The following is a 25,980-nucleotide window of genomic DNA, read 5'->3' as shown; positions in this document are numbered from 1 at the left end:
GTTGTGCTTTATAAGAGTTGCTGGCCCAGGCTGATGATGACGGGCACCAGGCCTAAGACCAGGAATGCGGGTAAGAAACAGGCGGCGAGCGGCGCGGCGATGAACACTCCGGCACGCTCTGCCTGTGCGGTTGCTTGCGCCGAGGCTTCGGCGCGCAGCTGCGCCACCAGACGGTGGCACCCAGTAGCCATGGCAGTGCCGGATTCACCCGAGAGCTGTGCCAGCCGCACGAGCTCCACCAGGTGCGGCTGGCTCGCCAGTGCTTGCAATACGCTCTTCATCGGAACGCCAACCCCCACCAGGGCGGCTGCTTCCTTCCATGGAGAGGAGGCTTCCGCCACCGCCACGACTGACGTGCGCGGTGAGAGGCCAGCCTCCAGGCAGGCGGCAAAAAGCTCGAGGTCACTCGCGGCATCGAGCGGGCCATAGTCCGGACCGTCGCGGGGAGTTTTCGGCCGTGGTGTGCCGGTTGTGCCCAGGCCCACGCGGCCGGCCGGAGACGTGGTGGCCACAGCCAGGGCAGCCGCGAGGAGCACGGCAGCTAGGTAGCTAGTCATCATCGCGCCGCCTTCCGCAGGATGAGGCGGGACCAGGTAAAGCCGATGCACACGAGGGCCACGCCGACATCAAAAAGCACTCCGCCGAGCCCACCGCCCAGGAGGAACCCCAGGGAATCTGCTCCCATGGCACCACCCATGAGAATTCCTGCCACCGGTAGAAACGCCAGAATCAGGGCTGTGGCCTGCGGGCCTTGCAGGGACGCTGCGGTTTCCCGGGCATGGCGCTGTGCAGTATCGAGTTGGCTTTGGGCCTGTTCAATAAGGGAAGCCAGGGCCACACCATGGCGCCCGGAGACATTGAGCAGTGCGGCGAAGCGAGAAAGCTCTGTCGTGGTGAGTGCTGCCCCAGGCGACCCACCTTGAGCTGCCAAACCTGCCGCCGTGCTCAGTGCGCTGCGGAGGTTGTCCGGTGTGGATTCAGGAAGCGAGTCCGCACCGCGGCGCAAGGCACCGCTGGTAGTGGAGCCGGCGCGCAACTCCGCGGCAAGGGTGCCAAAGTAAGTGGCCAAGGCCTGAGCACCGCGGCGCTCACGACGTGAGGCGGCAAGGTCATGGGCAAACCACAGCGCGCACGCCAGGATGCAGCCAACAGCTATCACCACGGTTGGACGCCCAAAGAACACGAAACAGCCCACGGCAAGGAAAAGCACAGCGGGCGCTACTGACCGTGGCTTCGGTGCGCTCAACCGTGCCTTGGAACCCGGCGGCGACAAGAGGCAAGCCGCGGCGAGATACAGCCACATCATGGCTCAACTCCCATTCGCGCACACAGCTCGTCAAACCCAGGGCGTGGCCCGTCGTCGGCGGTCCACACCAGCTGGGGTGTCACCGGATTGCCATCCAATACACCGATGTGTGCCAAGCGCCGACCTTCGGGGCCTCGTTCCATACCAAGTACCACGTGCACCGCGGCAGCCAGCTGCGAATGCAAGGCCACGCGATCCAGCCCGCCGAGGGCAGCCAGCGCTTCCATGCGCGCCGGAACCTCGTCCACGGAGTTGGCGTGGACCGTACCGGCACCGCCATCGTGCCCGGTGTTAAGCGCCGCGAGTAGTTCCACGACTTCCGCACCGCGAATCTCCCCCACCACAATGCGGTCGGGGCGCATGCGCAGCGCTTGGCGCAGCAGCAGCGACATTGAAATCTCACCCCGGCCTTCTGCATTTGCCCGGCGCGACACCAGTGTCACCACGTGCGGATGCGCCGGCGCGAGCTCCGGGGTGTCCTCGATGATAAGCAGGCGCTCTGTCTCCGAGACACAGCCTAAAAGCGCTGCCAACAGCGTGGTCTTTCCTGAACCAGTGCCGCCAGTGACCAGGAAAGACGCGCGCTTATCGACGATCCCCCGAAGCAGCCCTTCCACCGATTTATCAATGCTGCCGTTGGCCACGAGCTGGTCCAGGCTCGTCTGGGCTTGGCGCAGCACTCGCAGGCTGATGCACGTCCCGCTCGCCGAGGGCGGTGCCAACAGCGCATGGAGGCGAATGTGAGTACCGTCAAGGCGGGTCAGCCGGCCATCGGCAAAAGGCTGCGCATCATCGAGCCGCACGCCGGCAACAGCTGCCAGCCGTGTTGCGAGCTGACGTACCTCTGCGTCGTCGGCGAAACCTACCTCCCTGCGCACCAGACCCTGGCCGCAATCCACGAAGCAGGAATCGGGCCCGTTGACCACGACATCGGTCAATCCCGGCAACGACAGAACCGGCTCTAGCCTCCCTAATCCCAAGGAATCGTGGCGGAGGCGCTGTAAGAGGTCGAACACGTCGACGTCACTGATCACGCCCGCCTCCTCTCGGATGCGGCGTGCCAGTGCCGAGGCATCATGTGCAAGCTGCGGCTCCGTGGCCACAATCGTGCGCATCGTATCGATGAGACTCATACCAGCACCTCCCAGACATCCTTCACCGCACGCGATAGCGGGCGCGGCAGGCGCTGCGGAAGTCCCCCGGTCTCCACCACACGCGTGAGCCCACGTACCGTCGGCAACTCCGTCACAGGGTCAGCGTGCGTGAGCTTGGCGATATCCCCCGCATCAATCCCCGACCACTGCCTGTGCCGCAGCACCACGGAGCACTCCTGGGGCCGCGCGCGCAATTCAGCAACGATTTCCGCGCATGCAGCGGCCGAGCGCACCTCCGCTGCGGTCACCACCACAACGTGGTCCGCGGTATCCGGAAGATCCCACGGCGGACAATCCACCACCACAATGTCTGGATGCGAGCATGCGGCCTGCATAATTGCCGCGCGCCGAGTAGCACTCAGTGCGGTGGCACCGGCACTAGTGGTACGCGCTGCTGAAAGCACGGCAATCCCGTCCGGCGTAGTGGGCAGGGCGCGAGCAAGATCTCCTGGGTCCACCGTTCCTGTTCCTGCAGCAAGATCTGGCCAGCGCGCGCCGGGTTTGTTCTCCACACCAAGTAAGAGATCGAGGCCACCGGAATAGGGCGAGGCATCCACGAGTAGTGCAGCTCCCGCATGCCGCGCCAGCGCTGCTGCCAGTGTGGAGGTACCTATCCCACCGGCCGAGCCAGTAACCGCAATGGTCAGCCCCGCGGACGCCGTTGGTGTCTCAGGGTGGGTATCGGCAGCTAGGGCTGCCAACAGTTCCTTCGACTGCGCAGGAAGGATAAAAGCCGCCGATGCATGACAGCGCAATGCTGCTTCGTAATCAATGGGCCCCGGATCCGGTGCCAGAAAATAGACCCGCGGGTGGCTGCCCACGAGGCTTGCCGTCAGCGAATCTGCCAAGACCGCATCTACTTTGGGCAGGTAGCGCGGAAAATCACGCGGATCTTCGACGCTGCTGACCTCCGCGGTACTGGCCGCAGCGGTCGAGGCGGCTTCGGCGCGCAAGGCCGAATCTCCAACGGCGATGAGAAGGTGAAATGTGCTCATGCCTGAAGCATGCGCGAGCACGCCACAGGGACGCTAGGGCCACTTCGCTGCCTGTGGATAACTCATGCCAGAACGGCACATTTCAGCTGTTTTAGTTAGCGTTTCAACAAATACTCTGTGAAAGCAAGGCCTCAACCCTGCAAGGGAGGCGCCGCGTTCGCTACCTGGCCCTAGCACACTACCCAGGATGCAGTTTGAGATTCCTACTGCGCGTCAAACTGAGAATCAAAGTGTCAAACTGCGAATGAAAGTGCGACTTTCAGCCAATCGTTTCACAGTTTCATATACGCCCTAGACCCCAACCACTAAGCGCGGCTGTAGACCGTGGCTTTTCGCCCCTGGCCCCCGACCATGACCACGTATCCCTCTGCAAGGAGCGGATCAAGTGCGTAACGAACCTGCGCAGGCGACAACCTCGTCCTATCCTGCAATTCCTTTATCGTCGCGGACCCGTTTGAGCCAATGGCTCCATAAACTGTAGGAACGTTCTTTCCCAACGACCGTAGGATCTGCTCGTCCGTATTCTTACGACGCGCCTTATCGTCGGATCGTGTCTTCTCTCCGAGGGCGTAGTAGACGCCGTCTTCATAATCTAAAAATTCATAGTCAGAGAGCTGATCTAGCATCCGTCTACATGCTCTCTCACCCATCGGTGCATACATCTGCACTATGCGCTCCAGCGTCGCTCCGCCTTGGCTACGTAGGTTCACCAGTAGATCTTCCTCAATCGCAACGAGACGGCGTTTTCCTCGTCGTTGCAGATCCTCGAGCCATTGATTCTCGGTCTCACTGAAACGAGAGCCTCGTGGGAAAAGCACTTTCAACGTGACACCGTTATCGATGAACTGCGGCTTGGGCAAACGGGCCTCCCTCGTAGCCGTGAGAATCTCTTGGATTCCGCCACCCTCGCCCTCGATAACGCGCTCGCCATCCGGCGTCCTCAGGTACCGTGCAATCTCGTAAAGCCGCTTGTTTACAGGGGCTTTGGTCAGCTCTGGGCTTTCCAGCTGGGATGCTGATACTCCACGCAAACCACCTGGACTGACCACAACAAGCATCTTCTCCGTGATTCGTACCTCCACTTTCTTACCTACTTCCACGGATGGCCCCAAATCCCGATGAACCAGCGCATTCGCCAGTACCTCTCGGATAGCCGAGGGCGGAAACTCCGGTTCATCGACAAGGTGGCCGCTCTCCGTATACCTGCTCACTGTGTCCGAGTTTTGTCTGATCCAGTTCATGATTTCTACAAGCATGACCGGCAATGGCCCCTCAATCTCCGTGAGATTCTTATGACGGCCCAATCCGTCACCTCGAGCCAATCTCACCGCGACAGTCGCGCCGAGAGCAGGTTCAACTGACTGAGGCAGGTAACCGAGCGCGTATAGGCCTCCCAAACGAAGGTTGCCCTGATTGTCGGTTACGTTGGCAATCTGGAGCAGCTGTGGATCATCATCAATTTTGGACAGCCGAGTTCTATATTGGCGCGCCGACTCGATAAACCCCCTCAGCACCTCGCCATCGAGCACACTGGTATCGGTTCCATGAATAATCTGGAAATCGAAGTGCGTTTGCTGGCTAGCCGTTAGTGCGGAGATCTCCAACATCTTCAGATCATTAGAGTTCATCTGGTAATCACCGTCAGCCTGACGCAGGTAAGCTTTGTTCTTGAATCTTGCAGGTTTCTCTGTCGGCATCAACGGTGTGACCTCCACAACCACGACGTTCTTTCCGCCAATCACGTGGTGAAAGAACTCGAGCTGCGGGGCTGGCTCTACTGAAGAACGGTTGACTGAGACTATGGCCTTCTGCATCTCCGCTGGATTTTCAATACCGGTGACTTCAAAACTTTTTCGCTCGCTTACCCCGAGAATGATTGCGCCAGCCTGCGGCATATTCGCGAATGCGCATAGCGTCTCACCGATGTTCTCCGGAACACCTCCTGCCGCAGTTTTACATTCGACGAGAGTCGTGTCGTCTCCGAAGGCACGGAGTTCCCTTATCACTTCCGCAAGTCGTTCGGCATTCCAGCTCATGACAATCAGTCTAGATCACATTTCACACTTTCACTACCTGCCTATTCACAGTTTAACCTTCAAAGTGAGAATGAAAGTGCGAAATGTTTAGCAGTTTCGAACTCTGAATTAGGAGTTTGGGCCTTGTTGAGGCAGAAATAGGTGATGGCCCGCGCCTCGGGGGGTGTGCGCGGGCCATCTGTAACCCGGCATCGGGGGGTGCGCCGGGGCAGGCCGCACTGTATATCGGGGCCTTGCACCACACATTATGGCACGGCTGGGAAAAGATGACAACAGCACGACGCAATATTCCTTGAGAATCTTCTAAGATCGCCTGCCTTCTCCCTCTGTGCGCTGCTAACTGGCTACGATGAGCAGCGTAATCCGCACGCATATTGGCAGGCATTTCTCCATGATTGAACATCCCGTTACCCCCAGCGATAGCACTCGAATCGCTGCGTTCTTCGACTTGGATAAAACCATCATTGCCACCTCGTCGGCCTATGCCTTCGGCCGCGAGTTCATGCATAACGGTCTCATTACGCACACCGAGGCGGTGCAACTATCGCTCGCCAAGGCCAGTTATATGCTTGCCGGGCACAGCAGTGAGCACATGGACGCCACCCGCGACCAGCTGGCCGCCATGGTGGCTGGTTGGTCGGTCAAGGAGGTCCACGACATCGCGGTGGAGACCATGCACACCGTGGTCACGCCTGCCATCTATGCGGAGGCACGTGCGCTTATCGACGCCCACCGTGCCGCCGGCCACGAGGTGGTGATCATTTCGGCGTCGGCAAGCGTGCTGGTCGAGCCCATCGCACAGGAGCTGGGCATCGAACACGTCGTAGCCACCGAACTTGCCGAAGAAGACGGTCGGTTCACCGGGGAAATACTGTTCTATTGCAAAGGCGGCGCGAAGGCAGAAGCCTTAGCCCGTATGGCCACGAAGCTCAACGTCGACCCCAATGCATCCTTTGCTTACTCCGATTCCGCCACGGACATCCCGATGCTGGAGCAGGTGGGCCACCCCATCGCGGTCAACCCCGACCGTCTGCTCAAGAAACATGCAGCGGACAACGGCTGGGAGACGCGCACCTTCAAGCATCCGGTGCCACTGTTCACCGCGCCCAGCGCCAAAGAAGTGGGAATCGGCTCAGCGGTCGTGGCCGGGGTGGCAGCGCTCGTGGTGGGTGGCGTGCTGCTGGCGCGGCAACGCGCGGACTAGGTCTGCGCGTCAGACTCAGGCCGCGCGGGCGATACCGTCAGCTTCCTCAGCACCCGCAGTCCACGCGTTGAACAGAAGCGTGAACAGCTCCGCGGGGGTGTCCTCATAGCCCATCAGCGCCTCACGGTACGCGGCGCGATGCCGGTTGAGGTAGGTCTCGGGAACCGCAAACCCTCGCGGATCAAAGCCGGTGTGGATAGCCGCCGCCCGCGCGGCAACGAGGGCGACGACGGTGCTGTTTTCACCGAAGAGCGAGCGCGCGGCAATCTCGGCATGAAGCACCACCGGCAGTAGTCGGTCAAAATCCACGCCGGCGCCGCGCGTGATGAGCTGCGCCAGCGCCTGCGCCACGGCCGAGTCACGTGCGGGACGCCCAGGACCGCCCGCAGCGACGTCGATTCGGGCCAAGACCTGCAGCGGAGCGCGCGCAAAGGTGCGCACGGTGGAGGCCTGCACCTCCGGGGCAAGGAGGGAGTAGGCGCTGACGGTTGGGGGGACTCCGTCAAGCGCGAGCGGCGCGCCGTCGAGCGCCGCACACGCCCGCGCCCCACGCAGCAAGGACTCCGAGGAGATGACCTCGAACTTGCGCAGACCCGCGGGCCGGCGGTGGACTCGGGCGATGGCATCGACCGCCGCAGCAGCACCTTCCTCTACCCCAGATAGGGTCATCAGCGGGGTCAGCGGGTCAGAACTAGGCATACCCATTACAATAACGCCGTACCCATAATTGCGGGCCGCACCACATGAACTCTGAAAAGTTCATTACTATGGCCGATATAGATTGCGACAAAACAGTAGGAGTTTTTAACCGTGAGCAACGACGGACTATTCACTGACGGGTCCAACCAGTTCGCCCCGAAGGTCGACAGCATCCCCTTGAGCGATGCCGACACCTCCCGCCGCGGCGAAGCATCCATCGGCCAGCTGGTCTCCAATGCCACCGAGCAGATGTCCCAGTTGGTGCGCTCCGAGGTTGAGCTGGCTAAGACTGAGCTCGCTGCGTCCGCCAAGAAGGGCGGCATCGGTGCGGGCATGTTTGGCGTCGCCGGCACCGTGGCGCTGTACAGCTCCTTCTTCTTTTTCTTCTTCCTGGCGGAGCTGCTGGCGAAGTGGCTTGACCGCTGGGCTGCCTTCCTCATTGTCTTCCTGATCATGGTGGTCCTCGCCGCCATCGTGGCCTTTATGGGCTTCAAGCAGATCAAGCAGGTGAAGGCACCGGAGAAGACCATTGAGTCCACGAAGGAACTTAAGAAGCTGGTTCCGGGCAAGGCCGAAAAGTCCATCGAGCGCGGCCTCTACACCTAAATCTTTAGGGTCCTTTCTCTCTCCTCCTCCCCGCCCCAAGCGCACAACCTCGCTGTGGGGCGGATTTCGTCTATAGAAAGGCCTGCGGCAATGACCTCCCTGTCCCCCTCTGTGGTGGAACTCGATGGCCCCTTTGAGCATGAGTTTCTCCACACGCGCGGTATCCGCCTCCACGCGGCAACCGCCGGTGATCCGGACAATCCCCTCGTCGTGCTGTTGCACGGATCCTTCGGCGGATGGTTCGACTTTAGGGAGGTCATCGCACTGCTTGCCGACGCCGGCTTCCACGTCGCCGCCCTCGACATGCGCGGCTTTGGAATGTCAGATAAGCCCCCACTGGAGCCAGGCCAAGACATCCGTGTTGCGGTGGGTGATGTCAGTGGCGCAATCCGAGCGTTGGGGCACGACGACGCTTTCCTCATCGGCGCCGATACCGGCGGCGCGGTGGCTTGGGCGTTGGCCACCGAACGCCCGGAGCGCGTGCGCGGGTTGGTGTCGGTCTCCGCTGCGCACCCGGCAGACCTGCGCCGTGCGGTAGCTGCCCGCCCCTGGGATTTCGGGTGGCTTTTGCTGCGTTCGACGCTGTGCCGCTTGGGTTGGCTGCACGCTCCAAGCCTGCTCATGCGGGAATCCACGTATCGCAGGGAGCTGGACCTCGATGCGCTGGGCTCCTTTGGGGGCGGTGAGCGTGAGGAGACGCTGCGCCTGAGGGTTGCGGCCTCCCAGATTGGTAACGTGCGCCGCGGTATTTTGTGGAACCACCGCCTCCGCACGGCCGCGGTGCCCTTGAGCTGGCTCGATCTGACGGTGAGCGCACCGGTGCTGTTTATCCATGCCGATCAGCTGCTGTGGCGCCCGGTGGCACGCCGTGCGGCGCGGCGCTGCCGCGGGGGTTTTACAGCCACGACCATTCCGGGCACAAAGAATCTGCCGTTCCTGGAGAACCCGCGAAGTTTCGTGCAGACCCTTACCCACTGGATGCGAAGTACGTAACATACACTGACAAGCAGTGCCCTACCCCACACAGGGGGTGGGGTACTTTTTTATTCTCCGAGGAAAACGCAGGTTGTAGGAAAATATCTAGCGAACTATAGCTTTTATCACAGGACATATTTTCCGATTCCTTGTATATAAGGTGCGTCACGCGGTAGCTTCATAGCAAACCAAAACCACAGGTTTTCTACATCTTTCGCACCACGGAGGTCTAAGACCCACATGACGCTCAAGAAGACGCTTGCCGTCCTTTCTGTCGCTTCCCTGCCGCTCACCCTCGCGGCATGCGGTGGCGATGACTCCAGCTCCGCTTCCGGCTCTGGGGCCGGTGACAATTACGTCATCGTTAACGGCTCCGAGCCGCAGAACCCGCTGATTCCGGCGAACACCAATGAGGTCGGCGGCGGCCGTATCGTTGATTCCCTCTACTCCGGTCTCGTCTACTACGACGGCGAGGGCAAAGCACAGAACGAGCTCGCCGAATCCATCGAGCCGAACAAGGACAACACCGAGTTCACCGTCAAGCTCAAGGAGTCCACCTTCTCCGATGGCTCCCCGGTCACCGCGAACAACTTCGTTGATGCGTGGAACTACGCAGTGGCTAACGACCAGCTCAATGCGTCCTTCTTCTCCAACATCAAGGGCTTTAAGGAGGGCGTCGAGAAGCTTGAGGGCCTCAAGGTCGTCGACGATCTCACCTTCACCATCGCCCTCAACAGCCCGGAGCAGGATTTCCCGGCACAGCTGGGCTACAGCGCGTTCTACCCGCTCCACGAGTCTGCGTACGACGACATGGACGCCTACGGCCAGAACCCAATCACCAACGGCCCATACAAGCTCGCCGAGTGGAACCACAACCAGGACGCCACCGTCGTTCCGAATGAGGAATACAAGGGCGGCCAGACCCCGCAGAACGACGGCATCAAGTTCGTCTTCTACGCCTCCCAGGATGCCGGCTACGCCGACCTGCTCTCCGGCAACCTGGACGTCCTCGATGCCGTCCCGGACTCCGCCTTCGACGTCTACGAGACCGACCTCGGCGAGCGCGCCGTCAACCAGCCGACCGCCGTGTTCCAGTCCTTCACCCTGGGTGAGAACCTCGAGCACTTCTCCGGCGAGGAAGGCGCCCTGCGCCGCCAGGCCATCTCCCACGCCATCAACCGCGAGGAGATCACCGAAACCATCTTCAAGGGCACCCGCACCCCGGCCAAGGACTTCACCTCCCCGGTTCTGCCGGGCTACTCCGAGGACATTGAGGGCAACGAGGTCCTCAAGTACGACCCGGAAAAGGCCAAGAAGCTCTGGGCCGAAGCGGACAAGATCAAGAAGTGGGACAACCCGAGCGTGGAGATTGCCTACAACTCCGACGGCGGCCACAAGAGCTGGGTAGACGCCACCGCCAACTCCATCAAGAACACCCTCGGCATCGAAGCCGTTGGCGCTCCGTACCCGGACTTCAAGTCCCTGCGCGATGAAGTCACCAACCGCACCATCAAGACCGCCTTCCGTACCGGTTGGCAGGCAGACTACCCGAGCCAGGGCAACTTCCTTGCCCCGCTGTACAAGACCGGTGGTTCCTCTAACGACGGCGATTACACCAACCCGGAGTTCGACAAGCTGCTCGAGGAAGCACTGACTGCCAAGTCTGACGATGAGGCCACAAAGAAGTACAACGAGGCCCAGGCCATCCTGTTCCAGGATCTGCCGGCCATCCCGCTGTGGTACTCCAACGCCACCGGCGGCTACTCCGAGAACGTCGACAACGTTGTCTTCTCCTGGAAGTCCCAGCCGGTGTACTACAACATCACCAAGAAGTAACGCGCACCGCCGTTCCTTCGCCTGACCCCCGCGGCCCCCGGCAGCGGGGGTCGCCCCGCGTTTTACCCCAGGGTGTGATCCGAAACGCCCTATAGATTTCTCAACGGCATGGATCACACACTAAAATTCTTATGAGCTACGTGGATGCCCTGTTAAGGAGGGCGTCGACAAGCACCTGCCCACAACGAGTAAAGGACCACACTATGCTGCGCTATATCGGGCGCCGAGTGCTCCAGATGATCCCGGTGTTCTTCGGAGCCACCCTGCTCATCTACGCACTCGTCTTCTTGATGCCCGGCGACCCCGTCGAGGCCCTCGGCGGCGACCGCGGCCTCACCGAGGCTGCCCGCGCCCGCATCGAAGCGGAATACAACCTAGACAAGCCGTTCATCATCCAATACCTGCTCTACATCAAGGGCATTTTCATGCTGGACTTCGGCACGACCTTCTCTGGCGTGCCCGTGACCCAGGTGATGGCCAACGCCTTCCCCGTCACCGTGAAGCTCACCATCATGGCGATCATCTTTGAGTCCATCTTTGGCATCTTCTTCGGCGTTGTTGCCGGCATGCGCCGCGGTGGTTTCTTCGATTCCACTGTGCTGGTCATCTCCCTGCTTGTCATCGCCGTGCCGTCTTTCGTCATCGGCTTTGTCTTCCAGTACATCGTGGGCATCAAGTGGGGCGTCCTTCCAGTGACCGTAGGCGCGAACGCCTCGGTGAAATCACTCCTCATGCCCGCCATGGTGCTCGGCGCCCTCTCGCTGGCGTATGTCATCCGCCTGACCCGCCAGTCCGTGGCGGAGAACCTGCGCGCTGACTACGTCCGCACAGCTCGCGCCAAGGGCCTGTCCAACGGCGCGGTGACCCGCCGCCACGTGCTGCGCAACTCCCTCATCCCGGTGGCCACCTTCATCGGCGCCGACATCGGTGCGCTCATGACCGGCGCGATTGTTACCGAAGGCATCTTCGGCATCAACGGCGTCGGCGGCACCATGTACCAGGCCATCTTGCGCGGTGAGCCGACAACGATCGTCTCCTTCACGACGGTTCTGGTGATCATCTACATCATCGCCAACCTGCTTGTTGACCTCCTCTACGCCGTACTTGATCCGAGGATCCGCTATGCCTAACTTCGAGAAAACCACCCATTACCCGGGCCAAGAACACTTCGTCTCCGAAACTGACGAAACGGGTCTCGGCGCCGTCGACGCCGTCAAGGACGAATCCGCTCCCTCCTCCCAGTGGGGCGAGGCCTGGCGCTACCTGCGCCGCCGCCCACTGTTCTGGATCGCGGCCGTCATGATCCTCGTGGCTGTCCTCATGGCCGTTGTCCCTGGTCTGTTCACCAACACGGATCCTCGCCTGTGCGAGCTGTCCAAGTCCCTCGCCCCTGCAGAGCCAGGCCACCCCTTCGGCTTCAACCGCCAGGGCTGCGACATCTATGCGCGCGTCATTTACGGTGCGCGGGCGTCGGTAGCCGTGGGTGTCCTCACGACGATTCTTGTCGTGATTCTGGGCTCCCTCATCGGTGCTATCGCCGGCTTCTTCGGCGGCTGGATCGACTCCGTCCTCTCCCGTATCACGGATATCTTCTTCGCTATCCCGCTGGTGCTGGCCGCCATCGTGGTGATGCAGATGTTCAAGGAGCACCGCACCATCATCACCGTGGTCCTGGTTCTCGGCCTGTTCGGCTGGGTGTCCATCGCCCGCATTACGCGCGGTGCGGTGGTCTCCATCAAGAACGAGGAATTCGTGCAGTCCGCGCGCTCCATCGGTGCGTCGAACTGGCGCATCCTCTTCAGCCACATCCTGCCGAACGCCGCCGCACCCATCATCTCCTACGCCACCGTGGCACTGGGTACCTACATCGTGGCGGAGGCAACCCTGTCCTTCCTGGGCATTGGCCTTCCGCCGACGTTCGTGTCCTGGGGCGGCGACATTTCTGACGCGCAGGCCTCCCTGCGTGTTGCCCCGGCAGTCCTGTTCTACCCGGCCGGTGCCCTGGGCCTGACCGTGTTGAGCTTCATCATGATGGGTGACGTCGTCCGCGACGCACTCGATCCGAAGGCGAGGAAGCGTTAATGACTAAGCCACTTCTTGAAATGAAGGACGTCCATATCTCCTTCACCACCTCCACCGGTGTGGTTGAGGCAGTGCGTGGCGTCAACATGTCCATTTACCCGGGCCAGTCCGTGGCCATCGTGGGCGAGTCCGGTTCCGGTAAGTCCACCACGGCGATGTCCATCCTGGGCCTGCTACCGGGCACCGGCAAGGTCACCGGCGGCCAGATCCTCTTTGAGGGCGAGGACATCACTCACTACAACAACAAGCAATTCGAATCGCTGCGCGGCGACAAGATTGGCTTGGTCCCGCAGGATCCGATGTCCAACCTCAACCCGGTGTGGCGCATCGGCACGCAGGTTGAGGAATCCCTCAAAGCTAACAACGTCGTGGAAGGCTCCAAGCGCCACGAACGCGTGGTGGAGCTTCTGGAGGAAGCCGGGCTTCCCGACGCCGAACGCCGCGCCAAGCAGTACCCCCACGAGTTCTCCGGCGGTATGCGCCAGCGCGCACTCATCGCGATCGGCCTAGCCGCACGCCCGAAGTTGCTCATCGCCGACGAGCCCACCTCCGCCCTCGACGTGACGGTGCAGAAAACCATCCTGGATCACCTAGAGCACCTCACGGAGGAGCTGGGTAACGCGGTGCTCTTCATTACCCATGACCTCGGACTGGCGGCCGAGCGCGCGGAGCACCTCATCGTGATGCACCGCGGCCGCATCGTCGAGTCGGGCCCCTCGCGCGAGATCCTGCGCTCCCCGCAGCATCCGTACACGCGCCGGCTTGTCGACGCCGCCCCCTCCCTCGCCTCTTCCCGCATCCGCGCGGCCAAGAAAGCTGGTGTGAAGGCCAAGGAGCTGAAGTCAGGTGGGGCGATCGGCGCCGCCGTCAAGCAGGGCACCGCAACCGCGGACTCTGCTTCCGCGCAGGCTCCGGTGATTTCGGTCCGCAACCTCACCAAGGAATTCGATATCCGCGGCCAGCGCGGTGGAAAGAAGCTGCTCAAGGCTGTCGACGATGTCTCCTTCGACATCCGCCGCGGCACCACCCTGGCGTTGGTGGGCGAGTCCGGTTCCGGTAAGTCCACGGTGGCCAACATGGTATTGGGCTTGCTGGAGCCGACCTCCGGCACCATCGAGTTCGAAGGCCACGATACTTCGACGCTATCGAAGCAGGAACTGTTCAAGCTCCGCCGCAAGATGCAGGTGGTCTTCCAGAACCCCTATGGCTCGCTGGATCCGATGTATTCGATTTACAAGTGCATCGAGGAACCCATGGCGCTGCACAAGGTGGGCTCGCGCAAGGAGCGCGAGGCTCGCGTGGCCGAGCTTCTCGACATGGTCTCCATGCCCCGCTCCGCCATGCGCCGCTACCCCAACGAGCTTTCCGGCGGCCAGCGCCAGCGTATCGCCATTGCACGTGCGCTGGCGCTGCGCCCGGAGGTCATCGTCCTCGATGAGGCCGTCTCCGCCCTCGACGTGCTGGTGCAGAACCAGATCATCCAGCTCCTCGCGGAGCTGCAGTCAGAGCTCAGCCTGTCCTACCTCTTCATTACCCACGACCTCGCGGTGGTCCGCCAGACCGCCGACGACGTAGTGGTCATGAAGAAGGGACAGGCCGTCGAACAGGGCACCGCCGACGATATCTTCGAAAACGCCCAGCAGGAGTACACCCGCAACCTCATCAACTCGGTTCCGGGCATGCACCTAGAAATCGGTACCGGCCACTAGCTCACGCACCACCCACGCCGACTGACCCGTCAACCGTCCTCCGGTTGGCGGGTCTCGTTCTTTAAGAGCTTAAGAGTCCCGGTACACCCCGCAGCATGTTGTGGCACATTAACCGTGGTCAGGGATCCCCGAAATCCCCGCGTACCTTGTTGTGGTTTGTGGGTGGTGTTGTTTGAAGGATTGAGGTTTGCCCCACGCGATAGCCGCCAAGTGTTGATGGGTCCTTCAATGGGGTGGACGATGGTGGCATAGCCAATTTCGGCAAACTTGTGGGTGAGGAATTCCGCGCCTGTCATGCGCGCACCGTTGGTGAGGTTGAGTTCTATTTCGTCCCCGTCGCCGTTAATGATCTGGTCCAACTCATTCAATGTGATGATGACTTGGGTGCGCACTGCGGGTGTGGAACCAGTGCCTTCTTTGAAGAAGATGTCGTTGGCGGCTTGGAGTAGGTCGGTGGTGTTGGTGGATTCGAGTACTGCGCGCATGTTGGCAATCGTGGTCGCGTCATCGGTAATGGAGAGTGTGTTGGGGCCTTTGGCTCTGTAGGTGATGCGCACTCCTGGTTTGGCGGTTCTTTTAGCACGGAGTTCTTTCAGGCGCGTGGCGGCAACGTGTGGGATGCGGTGTGCGGGTGTGGCGGTGAGTGTGATTCTGAGGTTCCAGGCATCCAGGGTCTTTTTCACCTTGGATGTGTAGGTTTCAATCAGTGTGAGGGTGCCGAGGCTGTGGTGTTGGGCAAGCGCGGATGCACGGGCTGTGCGTTGTTCTGGCGTGGGGCAGCCATCGCATAGAACCATTCGGTGAACGATTGTGCGGGCTGCTCCCACCATTCGTTGTCGAGTGCGTCGTAGCGGCCGCACAAGACTCCGTCGGCGGTGCGCTGCAGGACGGCGTAGTCGTCGCCGTCGATGTACGCAATCGGAAAGAAGTCGCCCAACGTGGGGTACGTATCAAGGGAGGAAGTCCACCACCGCTGTCGCATCCTCTGTGGCGTAGAAAACCAAGAAAAACAGCCTCTACGAAACCCGGAGCTTGATACCTGCACAAGTTCATGGTCAGGGCCCTAGGTGGCTGGATGGACTGTGTGATAACGACCATCTTGCACCGTCTAGGGCCTCTTGCTATGCCACGACACCACCAAAACACCCCCTGCCTATCCTTTTGACCCGGCCCAACGACCCCTACCCCCAGCCAGGTAGCTATGTTGCTACGCACTCTAGATTGGGAAGAGCCGTTTTACCCTCTATCTATTGCAACTCATTGCCGCGCAGGGTAGCCTAACCTAAACAGGCCCTAGCTGGCGTTATGTGCTCGCTAAGAAAAGGACATTGAGTGGTTCGCACAGGAGAGACGGCAAGAGTGGGGGTTCTCGGTTCGCATGGCGAAGTAGGCCGCCAAGTAGCCACACTGTTGCGCGCTAGCGGACATATGGTGAACTGCGGGAATCGGTCTCACCACACATCAGATGAGCGCACCGCTATCGTTGACGCTCACGACGAGGAATCTGTCAACAAATTTTCCCGTGACCTTGATGTCGTCGTCAACTGCGCCGGACCGTCATGTCTTCTCAAGACCTCAGTAGCGTCGGCACTACCAGACTCAGTGGGCTATATAGACCCGTTCGGAGCCAACTCATTCGACAACTATCCCACCAACCGTCCGTGCGTGGTCAACGCCGGCGCTACCCCCGGTCTCAGCGGTCTATTACTACGCCACCTGGCGGGCCTAATCGACGACTGTCAATCGGTAACTCTCTACACTGGTGGACGCGACCGGGGCGGGCTGTCGGGTCTGGTCGATGTGGTGCTAAGTACCCACAACTCCTACGGACATCCTGGGAAGATGATTGTCGACGGCGACCTCGTGGCTTACCAACCTGGGAGCATCCACGCTGAAGATCTGGAACCTTTCCCAAGCGATGACGGACTCATAGCAAGCCCGTTCGTCACCAACGAGCTACGCAAGGTGGCCCAAGATTTCTCTATTCCGCGCCTCATAGGGGTCACGGCCATACCGGACCGGGACACCCAGCAGTTACTTTTACGTGCGCTCTCACAAACCGACATATCAGACCCAACCACGCTCATGAATTTGTGCGCAGACATAGCTGCAGCGAAGACCAAACTCGATGCCGGAAAGAACCACTGGTTTGCCATCCAAGCCACTGTCCACGGCACCCTACGGGGCCGCCCTGTTCGCGTCTCAGGCAGTGTCCACGCACCGGACTCCACCTTCATCACCGCTCTTTTTGTTGCGGAAGCGACAAAAAGCGTTATCCGCGACGAACTACTAACCGGGCCGAAATGGGGCTATGAGCTGCCGGCCCCTCAAACTGTCCTCTCGTCACTGGCCTCTTACAACGTCGACATTAAAATCGTCGGCCCTACAGCAACTACCGACGCACCTCAATGGAGTGATGACGACGATGCAGGCTTCATTTAAAAACCCCGGTATTTCGGCTCAGAACCTAGAAAGGCCCGTCGCATGAACACTGTACGCGTCGTCGTATGCGGCACAACATTTGGCCGTATATACATCAACGGGATAAAAAAGCTTGCGGATAAATTTTCGCTGGTAGCAATCCTATCTCAGGGCAGCGAACAGTCGCGCCGGCTGGCAGAGCAGCTAGGCGTACCTCTGTGTACCAAGATCGAAGATCTCCCCGCTTTTGATCTTGCCTGTGTGGTGGTCAGATCTAGCGTCGTTGGCGGTTCCGGCACGCAGCTCGCCCTAGAGTTTTTAAGCCGTGGCAAGCATGTAGTGATGGAGCACCCGATCCACAAGAAAGACTCTGTAGATTGCTACCGGATGGCAGCGAAAAATAACGTGCAGTTCAAGCTCAACACCTTCTACCGCTGGAATCCAACCATATCCCGGTACTTGGAAATCACAACAACACTAACCAGGCAGTTCAAAATCATCCACATAGACGCCGAATGTAGCATTCACTTTCTATTCTCAACGCTCGATATCATCGGAAGGATTACCGGCGGTTTTACCCCATGGAGCTTTGATGACGACACCCAAGTTACCGGAATATTCACTACGCTCACCGGTTCGATACGCAAAACCCCGCTCTGCTTGCGCGTGGTTAATCACAACGACCCAGAAAAGCCAGACGATTTCGCTCACGTGGGGCATCGAATAACTGTTTTCACGCACGCCGGAAATCTGGTGCTCACCGAGACTGACGGAACCATCATCTGGCACCCAAACACCCCAATCCCACGAGATCAAGCTGGCTTGCTAAGCACTGCTGCCGATGATCGTTTGAGCACTCTACAGTTGCATGAGAATCTCCTTATCGAGCCGTGCGTTACCCGTGTCGCCCTCTACGACCATACCTGGCCTGCAGGCATTGCGGAGTTTCTGAACGAAGTATATGACAAGTTGGCGTGCTCCAAGAACGAAGCGCAAGAAGCCGAATACCTCCTGGCATTGTGCGCAGTCTGGGCGCGCACCGGACAATTACTGGGTCCCACATGTACCGTCCAAGCAGCTATGCATGCCGAACCACTCAGTCTCGAGAGTCTGATGTGGCCGCTGGGGGAGTCTCATACCTCCCCCATTGAGCGAAACAACCCCAACCACCGGAACACAGGAGAGATAACATGGATGTCACAGCGCTGATTAACGACCTTGAATCCCGCGGTATAGCGCTATGGGTGAACGGCGATCGACTCAACTACCGTTCACCCAAGGGTTCCTTGCGCGAGGAAGACCTCGCGGCCTTAAGGTCAAATAAGGAAAAGGTTTTGGCATGGTTGCGTGAGCGGGAGGCCGTTCCGCATGATGAGCAAGCACGGTTCGCCCCCTTCCCCATGACCGATATTCAGCGCGCATACGCAACCGGTCAGAACGAAGGCTATGATCTGGGTGGCACCGGGTGCCACAGCTACGCCGAAATACGAACGGAACGCCTTGATCGCAGCCGCCTTGAACAGGCCTGGCACGAACTCATCCAGCGCCATGACATGCTCTCTGCAGTGGTCGTTCCACCGGATTCGCTGCAGGTGGTTAAATCTCGCAGTTTGCCGGTGCTACAAGCTGTAGACCTCGCGGGCCACAACCCAGATGTCCCGGACGCCGAGTATCTTCGTCACCGCGCAAAATTGGAAAACCGTAGCTACCCGTTGGGCACCTGGCCACTGCACGAATTCCAGCTTTTGCAATTTGACGAATGCAGCATCCTACAGTTTTCGGTGGACATGATCATCGCCGACTTTGTAAGCGTGAGGGTGATGGTCGAGGAACTTCTAACTCTCTACGCAGGTAACGTTCTACCGGAACTAGAGGACACCACGTTTCGGGATATAATCACCTCCCGTAACCACCACAGCCAGAGTGCCGCTGGCTTCGCTGCACGCACCAATGCAAAAAAGTACTGGTCCGAGATCATCCCCTCGTTGTCCGGCAAACCCTTACTGCCGACGCTGACCTCAGCCGATCGCACATCCGAAATGCCGGTGCGTTTCACCCGGCGTACCTGGCGATGCTCGCCAGCAGCATGGTCAAAGCTCACCGACGCAGCAAGCACTCACGGCGTCACTCCTTCGGCGACGCTACTTACCGCCTACGCCGATGTACTGCGCCGTTGGTCCTCCACAAGTGACTTTTGCGTCAATGTCACTTCGATGAACCGAGATTCTGCCATTGCCGGAATCAACCGTATTATCGGAGACTTTACCGAGATGACCCTACATGCTTGCCATCCGCACACTGGAACCTTTAGTGAGCGCGTGCACGCAACCCAGGAGCAGCTATCCGAAGAGCTATCACACGCTGCGTATTCCGGGGTTGACGTGTTGCGCGATATAGCCCGCACTACCGGGCAGCCCGCGGTAATCCCGGTAGTATTCACCAGCGCGTTGGGTGCAGACACACCGCACAACAATGGTCCGGCCTACAACCTTGTCTCCGGCGTAAGCCGAACGCCGCAGGTATGGATTGACTGTCAGGCATTCCAGGACGGAGGCTCTTGCAACGTCAACTGGGACGTGCGAGAGGACGTCTTTGAACCGGCGTTGATCGACGACATGTGGGAGTCATTTACCGACCTACTCGATCGCCTGGTCGACGACGGTTCGGCGTGGCAGGAAACTGATTCAGTCCACTTGCCCGATAAGACGATCGCCATCCGTAACCGCATTCACAAAACCCACGTACAGCAGACCACCCGATGCCTCCACGACGGGTTTTGGGATAACGTCCAGCAGCACCCACACCAGCCAGCGCTGGTGTGTGGCGGAAAAACCTACAGCTACCAACATCTGGCTGGCTACGTCGGGGCATTACAGCATGAGCTCTCTGATGTCGGTCCCGGAGATTACATTGCCATCGTCCTAGGTAACGGAGTATGGCAAATAGCTGCCGCTGTTGCCGTGGTATCAACTGGTGCAGCCTACGTGCCGATCGATCACGAGCAACCCGCAATCCGCCAACGTTCAATGATAGAAGCGTGTCGTCCTGCCAACGTCATCACTAATTCTCATTTCTCCGAAGAAAATACCGATATCTCCAACATCAACGTCGATACTCTCAGCCCGATACAGTACAGTGGCACCATAGCCTCACCGGTTTCCCCCACCGAAACCGCCTACATCATCTTCACCTCAGGCAGCACCGGAATTCCAAAAGGTGTTGTCGTTACGCACTCGGCTGCAATGAACACCATAGATAGCGTGAACAATCTCCTCGGCCGAAATAAAAGACGCACGGTATTGGGGGTATCGAAGTTATCCTTTGACTTATCCGTGTATGACATCTTCGGTACCTTCGCAAGCGGTGGCACTTTGGTCCTGCCGTTAGACGAGGAATCGCGAAACCCCAGCAAATGGATCGATTTCCTTGTTGATAACAACGTCGATACCTGGAACTCTGTTCCTGCACTGTTCCAAATGCTTGTGCGAGAGGTAGAGGTGACCCGTCACCCGAACATCCTCAGCCTAGACCTGGTTATGCTGTCCGGAGACAGGATCCCGGGCACTCTCCCAGCGCATGCTGCACCCCACTTCCCTAATGCTGAACTCATCAGCCTCGGCGGCGCCACGGAGGGCGGAATATGGTCGATTTTCCACCCGATGACCTGTCACACAAATGAAACTAGCATACCATATGGTACCGCGTTACCCAACCAAGGAATGTGGGTGCTCGACGAGGCCTGCAATGAGTGTCCGGACTGGGTGCGAGGGCAAATCCATATTTCCGGGGAAAGCCTAGCCACCGGTTACCTCAACGATCCAACCTCCACAGCAGAGAAATTTTTCTTTTCCGAAAAGCATGGCACACGTATGTACGCTACCGGGGATATAGGAAGCTACCGCCCAGACGGCGTAATCGAGTTTCACGGCCGTCGGGACAATCAACTAAAAATCAACGGCTATCGAGTGGAAACCGGCGAGATAGAAGGAGTCCTCGAATCCAACGACTTCGTCGAACGCGCTATAGTACTCACCCAGGAAACCAGTGACCCAATTAAACTACATGCTTTCGTCACTGATGCACAGAGCGACAAAGATGAGCTCAAGGATGCTGGGCAAATCAGAAACTCGGAGCTCCGTACAATGCTTGAGCAGCGCTGGACACCTGCAGATACGAGCCTTGACACGGGAATATTTGCCACATGGATGCGGCTGGGAAACGAAGCCGCGATGGCTGCTTTGCTCGCGGCTTTCCAACAAGCCGGTGTTTTCCTCGTTGCAGGAAAATACCACACTCTTACGGAAATCACCGCGGCGATCCATCCCTCCGAAGAGTATCGCGAACTCATAACCCGTTGGCTCAATATTCTGACTGGAGAAGGCTTAGCCACTAAGGATGATGAGGGTTGGACTGTCAGCCAACAGACCCTGGACTTCTTCGTGTTCGGAGAGGCCTGGGATCAGTTCGGCAACATGGAAGCGGAAATCAATAACAGTAAGGAATTATTCAATTACCAACGGCACGCAGCTGAGGCGCTTCTTTCCCAGTTGCGCGGAGAGATCAGTCCCACCGAGGTGTTCTTCCCGGAGGGAGATACCCATAACGCCCGCACCATTTACGGCGAAAACCGCATTAGCAAGGCGATGAATGCTGCGGCCGCAGAGGCAGTGATCGGCATTGCCGAGCACCACGCTGATCATCCGGTAAGGATCCTCGAGGTCGGCGCTGGCATAGGTGCTACGACGGAAAAAATTGTTAGCCGACTCCCCGAGAACGTAATCGAATACCGCTTCACCGATATTTCGACATTCTTCCTACATAAAGCCCAAAAAATGTTCGCGCATTGTGGTGCCATGACCTATGGCCTGTTTGATATGAACTCAGACTGCACATCGCAAGATGTAGAGTTCGGCGGTTACGACATCATTTTGTGCGCCAACGTACTGCATAATTCAGTAAATATCGAGGAGTCATTCACCCGCTTAAAGCAGCTGCGCCGCCCCGGGGGCGTGATCGTCATAGTAGAGCCGATCACTGAACTTTACGCAGCCCTTATCTCGGTGTCCATCAAGATGAATCTGGTTGATTTCACGGACCACCGTGCGGAATCACACAAGGTGTTCATCGAGGACGCGCAGTGGGATCAGGTCTTCAGGGATACCCAGATGCACCGCATCGCGGAGTACCCAAACACTAGTGACCCGTTGCGCGAATGCGGGCAACGACTCATCATCGTTGGTGCCGATGACGACGATGTCCCCACGCTCAACAGTGAAGACATTCTGGGCTACCTGCGTGCTCACCTACCGGGTTACATGGTTCCGGCTTCCGTCAATGTACTACCGGAATTGCCGTTAACCTCAAATGGCAAGGTAGACCGCAAGGCCCTAGCGCAACTCTGCTTAGAACCGGTGGGAAGCCCCAACAACCGGATCGATCCTCCACGCAACGAAACGGAAGAGCAGATAGCGACTATCTGGCGCGATGTCCTCGACACCACGGAGGTTGGGCGCAATGATGACTTCTATGCGCTTGGGGGTGACTCACTGCTCATGGCCGAAACGGTAACCCGGCTCCGCCAAGAAATACCTGGCCTACAGCAGCACACGTGGGACGCCCTTATGCGTGGCGTACTCAAGGTGCCAACCATCGCAGGCATTTCCGCGCTAGCACAGGCTGCAGGAAGTAGCTGTCAACCCGAAGCATTAAAAGCCGTTAATTCTGCTAATCATACCTCCCCTGAACTGACTGCTCTGTCTACTGTAGCCAGTGGCTCTCCAACTGGGTCTTCAAATCTGCATGTATACCGATTGCCGAAGGACGCAACGTTCTGCCGCGTGATGATCCACGCTGGCACTGGCCGCCTGAAGGACTACGAGTTCTTGATGCCCGAACTGCTTCAACGCCAGCCAGAGATTGCCCACGTTGGTTTTACCGCTGGTGACGCAGATCGATTCCTGGACTACACAACCCGTACGCTGATCAGGGATCTGGCCCAGAGCTACGCCCAGGAACTTGATGAGTTGGATATGGAATCTTATCAGTTGGTCGGCTACTGCATTGGCGGTATGTTAGCGCTGGAGACCGCGAAGGCGCTCACCGAACTCGGCCGCGACGTGCGCCAGGTAACTTGCATCAGCACCCACCAGTGCCCGCACCGGGTCACTAATGAACTGCTGTGTGAGCTCGCCTATGGGTGCATTTTCAACGCTGACCTAAGTGCAATGGGGGCGAACTTCGACCTCAAAACCCTCGCAGCAGCCCTGGAGCACACCCTTGATGGCATCAACCGCAATATCAGTGACGAAGAACTGTGTACCCTTGAAGGCCCATACGCAGATATCGGGGAATTCTTCCAAAAGATGGCGGTGTTGAGTCCCAGGGCGCGCCGCAAACTCATCTACCGAAGCATCCGTGAATTCGACACAGACTCCGAGTCCACTCGCGGGATGCTGGACATCCTATACGATGTCTTCCGGCATTCGTTACTCGGAACCATCGACTACGTCCCCGATGTCTATTTCGGTGATGTAGTCGTACTGCAGCCTACCGAAGGTGTAACTGGTTTTTACCCGAGCCTAGGCGGAGACATCGATTGGCCAGCGACCGTGCTCGGCAACCTGCAGATACATGCCGTGGCCGGTTCTCATGCCACCTGCCTGCTACAGGAGAACGTACCCTCACTACTTCCGTTCTTCACGGAGAGGGAACAACGAAATGGCTAATGTGGGACACATTATCTATAAAGCAGACGACCTAGAGAACTCAATTAATTACTTCCGTTCGCGCGGCTTTGACGTTGAACCAGGACAACAGAAAAACGCTGCAAGCGCGCTTATTTATTTCTGCGAGGGTCCCTACCTGGAGATACGAGAGCGAGCCGACGTACCACCGTTTTTCCGCCAACTTTTACACCTTACTGGCAATGGAAAATTCGTCGACTCCTATGACAGATTCGCCACCATGTCACAGGGGTACTCACGGGTGGTACTGGAGGCGCAGCGCAAGGAATTTGACCACATAAAGGAGATTTTTGATTCTCATCAAACCAAGAGCCTGACAATCCCGTTCTCCCGCAAGGATCCCGCTGGCAGACGGCTCGCCTGCTGGTGTCTGTCACCCGACGACTGGGCGATCCCGCTTTTCGTGACCCCCTTTGCCATTGATACCCATCGCAGCACCCCGCATCCTAACGGGATTACCCACATAACCGACATCGATTTTGCGGCCAGTGAGAAGACATTAAGCATTTGTAAGCACGTTGGTGTCGACGGCGGCCTCACCTGCCGTTCCGGCACAGGCACGATTGATTTGGAGTTTGCATGAGAGGGCGCGATATCGACCGCAACAGTGTGTTGAAGCATTACGAAGGCACCGGCCACCTGGCCCGAAAAAGCCTGTGCCAGGAACTGTTCGAATCATCCGAGATTTATTCGGACCATGTAGCTGTCATCGCTGACGACGCACACCTGACCTACGCACAACTCGAGCAATCACTTTGTGTGTTCACCGAGGAGCTACGAGAAAGCGGCCTCTCGCCAGGAGACCACGTGCTACTGCAACTGCCAAACACCGCAGCGTATGTGGTGACTCTGCTTGCGCTGATGCGCGTGGGTGCTATCCCAACCCTGCTGCTTCCCGCGCATAGAGAGGCCGAAGTTGCAGCGTTGTGTGAGTCTTTACACCCAGTTGCTTATATCGGTGGCCGCGACCATCTCGGTTTTGACACCGTAGCCATGGTAGAGGCTATGGGACCCGGCGAGCTCGGACTCAAAGAACTGTGGGCCGATAACGGACCCACGCACGACAAGGAGTCCTCGTACCGAGTTCTGCCAGGTCTCTTCACTGCCCCGATTTCTACCAAATGTTCTCCGCCTACTAAGTGGCCGGATCCACGCAGCGTTGCGCTGAATCTTTTGTCTGGCGGAACCACGAACATGCCAAAAATAATTCCCCGGGTACATGAGGCGTATGCATATAACACCCGTGCGGCGGCACAGTGCTGCGGCGTCGGGCCAGATACGGTATACTTGGCGGTTCTATCTACCTCTCATGATTTCGCCTTAGCTCAGCCCGGGATTCTGGGCACCTTGCTTTCGGGCGGCACTGTGGTTCTGTGCACCAGCGCAGCCTTCGATGAGGCGTTTCCGGCCATTGCGACCCACGGGGTCACGCTGACTGCACTAGTTCCTGCGGTAGCCGAGGTGTGGGTGGAGGCCGCAGAGTGGTTTCCCGCAGATTTCTCTTCCTTGGAGCGAATTATCATTGGCGCAGCGGCGCTTAACGACGGCTTAGGTGAGGCAATACAGGATCGTTTCGGTGTGCGTATCCACCAGGGTTATGGCATGGGTGAAGGCATCACTACGTTCACGCGTATTGATGACCCTCCAGCGGTGATTCTTGGCACGCAAGGTCGTCCCATCTCTGATGCTGACGAGTTGGTAATCGATGGCCCGGGAGGCGAGCCGGGAGAGATACTAGAAAAGGGCCCTTATACTTTCTTCGGCTACGAAGGAAACCGCGATACCCCGGACTGTTTCACCGAGGATGGTTTCTTCCGCACCGGTGACCGTGGCTACCTTACCGAGGACGGCAACCTGGTGCTGTACGGGCGCGTGGTTGAACAGATCAATCGCCTGGGCGAAAACGTCTCCCCTTCTGAGGTCGAGACACTCTTGTCTGGAACTCCAGGCATTAGTGCTGCAGCCGTCTTCCCAATGCCAGATAGAGCACTGGGAGAGCGCACCGTTGCAGCCATCGTCGCCCAACCAGGCGTTAACCGCTCCGCCATTCTGGATGATTTCCTCACCCGAGGCGTAGCCCGATACAAGGTGCCGGACCAGGTGATCACTGTCGACGAAATTCCACTGATCAACATCGGCAAGGTCGACAAGAAAAAGCTGCGTGCTCTCGCGGCAGCGCAATTTACTGACCGTGAATCCGAACAAAGCTGAGAG

At 58.7% G+C, this 25,980-nt stretch carries 20 protein-coding genes; 12 read left to right on the top strand and 8 right to left on the bottom strand.

The window, feature by feature from the left end:
* Positions 1-8: 8 nt before the first annotated feature.
* From M5J09_RS06530 to M5J09_RS06510, 5 genes are all read right to left on the bottom strand, one after another.
* On the bottom strand, positions 9-557 hold the full coding sequence (locus M5J09_RS06530) for a type II secretion system F family protein (protein WP_257157336.1): 549 nt from the start codon (positions 555-557) through the stop codon (positions 9-11).
* Positions 557-1,306 (bottom strand): type II secretion system F family protein, encoded by a 750-nt coding sequence (locus tag M5J09_RS06525; protein WP_144791802.1) that lies wholly within the window; start codon positions 1,304-1,306, stop codon positions 557-559. Before M5J09_RS06525 ends, M5J09_RS06530 begins: the two co-directional genes overlap by 1 nt.
* Positions 1,303-2,439 carry a TadA family conjugal transfer-associated ATPase gene (locus tag M5J09_RS06520; RefSeq protein WP_257157335.1) on the bottom strand — a complete coding sequence of 379 codons (1,137 nt, stop codon included), beginning with the start codon at positions 2,437-2,439 and terminating at the stop codon, positions 1,303-1,305. Before M5J09_RS06520 ends, M5J09_RS06525 begins: the two co-directional genes overlap by 4 nt.
* Entirely contained in the window at positions 2,436-3,455 is a 1,020-nt protein-coding gene (gene ssd, locus M5J09_RS06515; protein ID WP_257157334.1) for a septum site-determining protein Ssd, read from the bottom strand. The genes M5J09_RS06520 and ssd overlap by 4 nt, the downstream gene beginning before the upstream one ends.
* A 305-nt stretch (positions 3,456-3,760) precedes the next feature.
* Complete coding sequence (locus M5J09_RS06510; RefSeq protein ID WP_257157333.1) at positions 3,761-5,491, bottom strand: ATP-binding protein; 1,731 nt, start codon at positions 5,489-5,491, stop codon at positions 3,761-3,763.
* A 391-nt stretch (positions 5,492-5,882) separates the two neighbouring features.
* Between M5J09_RS06510 and M5J09_RS06505 the strand changes: the two genes are divergently transcribed.
* Entirely contained in the window at positions 5,883-6,695 is an 813-nt protein-coding gene (locus tag M5J09_RS06505; RefSeq protein WP_257157332.1) for an HAD family phosphatase, read from the top strand.
* A 15-nt stretch (positions 6,696-6,710) separates the two neighbouring features.
* Here the strand turns inward: M5J09_RS06505 and M5J09_RS06500 are convergent, their stop codons facing one another.
* Positions 6,711-7,400 carry an oxidoreductase gene (locus M5J09_RS06500; protein WP_239180252.1) on the bottom strand — a complete coding sequence of 230 codons (690 nt, stop codon included), beginning with the start codon at positions 7,398-7,400 and terminating at the stop codon, positions 6,711-6,713.
* Between the two features lie 105 nt (positions 7,401-7,505).
* On the opposite strand from M5J09_RS06500, the gene M5J09_RS06495 reads away from it, so the two are divergent.
* From M5J09_RS06495 to M5J09_RS06470, 6 genes are all read left to right on the top strand, one after another.
* Positions 7,506-8,000: a phage holin family protein gene (locus M5J09_RS06495; protein WP_257157331.1), complete on the top strand. Its 495-nt coding sequence runs from the start codon at positions 7,506-7,508 to the stop codon at positions 7,998-8,000.
* A gap of 90 nt (positions 8,001-8,090) precedes the next feature.
* Positions 8,091-8,993 carry an alpha/beta fold hydrolase gene (locus M5J09_RS06490; RefSeq protein WP_257157330.1) on the top strand — a complete coding sequence of 301 codons (903 nt, stop codon included), beginning with the start codon at positions 8,091-8,093 and terminating at the stop codon, positions 8,991-8,993.
* A 222-nt stretch (positions 8,994-9,215) separates the two neighbouring features.
* Positions 9,216-10,811, top strand: a complete 1,596-nt coding sequence (locus tag M5J09_RS06485; RefSeq protein WP_257157329.1) for an ABC transporter substrate-binding protein — start codon at positions 9,216-9,218, stop codon at positions 10,809-10,811.
* A gap of 203 nt (positions 10,812-11,014) precedes the next feature.
* Complete coding sequence (locus M5J09_RS06480; protein WP_042528981.1) at positions 11,015-11,941, top strand: ABC transporter permease; 927 nt, start codon at positions 11,015-11,017, stop codon at positions 11,939-11,941.
* On the top strand, positions 11,934-12,893 hold the full coding sequence (locus M5J09_RS06475) for an ABC transporter permease (RefSeq protein WP_070538495.1): 960 nt from the start codon (positions 11,934-11,936) through the stop codon (positions 12,891-12,893). Before M5J09_RS06480 ends, M5J09_RS06475 begins: the two co-directional genes overlap by 8 nt.
* Entirely contained in the window at positions 12,893-14,602 is a 1,710-nt protein-coding gene (locus tag M5J09_RS06470) for an ABC transporter ATP-binding protein (RefSeq protein ID WP_070684484.1), read from the top strand. Before M5J09_RS06475 ends, M5J09_RS06470 begins: the two co-directional genes overlap by 1 nt.
* Before the next feature lie 29 nt (positions 14,603-14,631).
* On the opposite strand, the gene M5J09_RS06465 is transcribed toward M5J09_RS06470, so the two are convergent.
* Both M5J09_RS06465 and M5J09_RS06460 read right to left on the bottom strand, forming a co-directional pair.
* Positions 14,632-15,285: a hypothetical protein gene (locus M5J09_RS06465; RefSeq protein WP_369816007.1), complete on the bottom strand. Its 654-nt coding sequence runs from the start codon at positions 15,283-15,285 to the stop codon at positions 14,632-14,634.
* 20 nt (positions 15,286-15,305) lie between these two features.
* Entirely contained in the window at positions 15,306-15,584 is a 279-nt protein-coding gene (locus M5J09_RS06460; protein WP_187357575.1) for a hypothetical protein, read from the bottom strand.
* Positions 15,585-16,444: 860 nt separating this feature from the next.
* On the opposite strand from M5J09_RS06460, the gene M5J09_RS06455 reads away from it, so the two are divergent.
* Genes M5J09_RS06455 through M5J09_RS06435 form a run of 5 tightly spaced genes read left to right on the top strand, consistent with a single transcriptional unit; the run spans position 16,445 to position 25,977 of the window.
* Positions 16,445-17,044: a hypothetical protein gene (locus tag M5J09_RS06455; protein ID WP_232218841.1), complete on the top strand. Its 600-nt coding sequence runs from the start codon at positions 16,445-16,447 to the stop codon at positions 17,042-17,044.
* Between the two features lie 42 nt (positions 17,045-17,086).
* A complete protein-coding gene (locus M5J09_RS06450) occupies positions 17,087-18,232 on the top strand; it encodes a Gfo/Idh/MocA family oxidoreductase (RefSeq protein WP_042528971.1) in 1,146 nt (381 codons plus the stop codon).
* Positions 18,214-23,748 (top strand): non-ribosomal peptide synthetase, encoded by a 5,535-nt coding sequence (locus M5J09_RS06445; protein ID WP_070419941.1) that lies wholly within the window; start codon positions 18,214-18,216, stop codon positions 23,746-23,748. Before M5J09_RS06450 ends, M5J09_RS06445 begins: the two co-directional genes overlap by 19 nt.
* Entirely contained in the window at positions 23,741-24,349 is a 609-nt protein-coding gene (locus tag M5J09_RS06440) for a VOC family protein (protein WP_014303369.1), read from the top strand. The genes M5J09_RS06445 and M5J09_RS06440 overlap by 8 nt, the downstream gene beginning before the upstream one ends.
* The gene (locus M5J09_RS06435; RefSeq protein ID WP_042528967.1) at positions 24,346-25,977 is read left to right on the top strand and encodes an AMP-binding protein; all 1,632 of its coding nucleotides are present in this window, start codon (positions 24,346-24,348) and stop codon (positions 25,975-25,977) included. The genes M5J09_RS06440 and M5J09_RS06435 overlap by 4 nt, the downstream gene beginning before the upstream one ends.
* Positions 25,978-25,980: the final 3 nt, after the last annotated feature.

It is taken from the genome of Corynebacterium sp. BF-R-2 (assembly GCF_024586525.1).
GTDB lineage: Bacteria > Actinomycetota > Actinomycetes > Mycobacteriales > Mycobacteriaceae > Corynebacterium > Corynebacterium singulare.
This window is presented reverse-complemented; position numbering and strand designations above follow the sequence as displayed.

What these genes read in the sequence shown, in the direction of transcription:
- M5J09_RS06530 (WP_257157336.1), bottom strand. Translation starts at nt 557, where the DNA reads ATGACTAGCTACCTAGCTGCCGTGCTCCTCGCGGCTGCCCTGGCTGTG.
- M5J09_RS06525 (WP_144791802.1), bottom strand. Translation starts at nt 1,306, where the DNA reads ATGATGTGGCTGTATCTCGCCGCGGCTTGCCTCTTGTCGCCGCCGGGT.
- M5J09_RS06520 (WP_257157335.1), bottom strand. Translation starts at nt 2,439, where the DNA reads ATGAGTCTCATCGATACGATGCGCACGATTGTGGCCACGGAGCCGCAG.
- ssd (WP_257157334.1), bottom strand. Translation starts at nt 3,455, where the DNA reads ATGAGCACATTTCACCTTCTCATCGCCGTTGGAGATTCGGCCTTGCGC.
- M5J09_RS06510 (WP_257157333.1), bottom strand. Translation starts at nt 5,491, where the DNA reads ATGAGCTGGAATGCCGAACGACTTGCGGAAGTGATAAGGGAACTCCGT.
- M5J09_RS06505 (WP_257157332.1), top strand. Translation starts at nt 5,883, where the DNA reads ATGATTGAACATCCCGTTACCCCCAGCGATAGCACTCGAATCGCTGCG.
- M5J09_RS06500 (WP_239180252.1), bottom strand. Translation starts at nt 7,400, where the DNA reads ATGGGTATGCCTAGTTCTGACCCGCTGACCCCGCTGATGACCCTATCT.
- M5J09_RS06490 (WP_257157330.1), top strand. Translation starts at nt 8,091, where the DNA reads ATGACCTCCCTGTCCCCCTCTGTGGTGGAACTCGATGGCCCCTTTGAG.
- M5J09_RS06485 (WP_257157329.1), top strand. Translation starts at nt 9,216, where the DNA reads ATGACGCTCAAGAAGACGCTTGCCGTCCTTTCTGTCGCTTCCCTGCCG.
- M5J09_RS06480 (WP_042528981.1), top strand. Translation starts at nt 11,015, where the DNA reads ATGCTGCGCTATATCGGGCGCCGAGTGCTCCAGATGATCCCGGTGTTC.
- M5J09_RS06475 (WP_070538495.1), top strand. Translation starts at nt 11,934, where the DNA reads ATGCCTAACTTCGAGAAAACCACCCATTACCCGGGCCAAGAACACTTC.
- M5J09_RS06470 (WP_070684484.1), top strand. Translation starts at nt 12,893, where the DNA reads ATGACTAAGCCACTTCTTGAAATGAAGGACGTCCATATCTCCTTCACC.
- M5J09_RS06460 (WP_187357575.1), bottom strand. Translation starts at nt 15,584, where the DNA reads ATGCGACAGCGGTGGTGGACTTCCTCCCTTGATACGTACCCCACGTTG.
- M5J09_RS06455 (WP_232218841.1), top strand. Translation starts at nt 16,445, where the DNA reads ATGATTGTCGACGGCGACCTCGTGGCTTACCAACCTGGGAGCATCCAC.
- M5J09_RS06450 (WP_042528971.1), top strand. Translation starts at nt 17,087, where the DNA reads ATGAACACTGTACGCGTCGTCGTATGCGGCACAACATTTGGCCGTATA.
- M5J09_RS06445 (WP_070419941.1), top strand. Translation starts at nt 18,214, where the DNA reads ATGGATGTCACAGCGCTGATTAACGACCTTGAATCCCGCGGTATAGCG.
- M5J09_RS06440 (WP_014303369.1), top strand. Translation starts at nt 23,741, where the DNA reads ATGGCTAATGTGGGACACATTATCTATAAAGCAGACGACCTAGAGAAC.
- M5J09_RS06435 (WP_042528967.1), top strand. Translation starts at nt 24,346, where the DNA reads ATGAGAGGGCGCGATATCGACCGCAACAGTGTGTTGAAGCATTACGAA.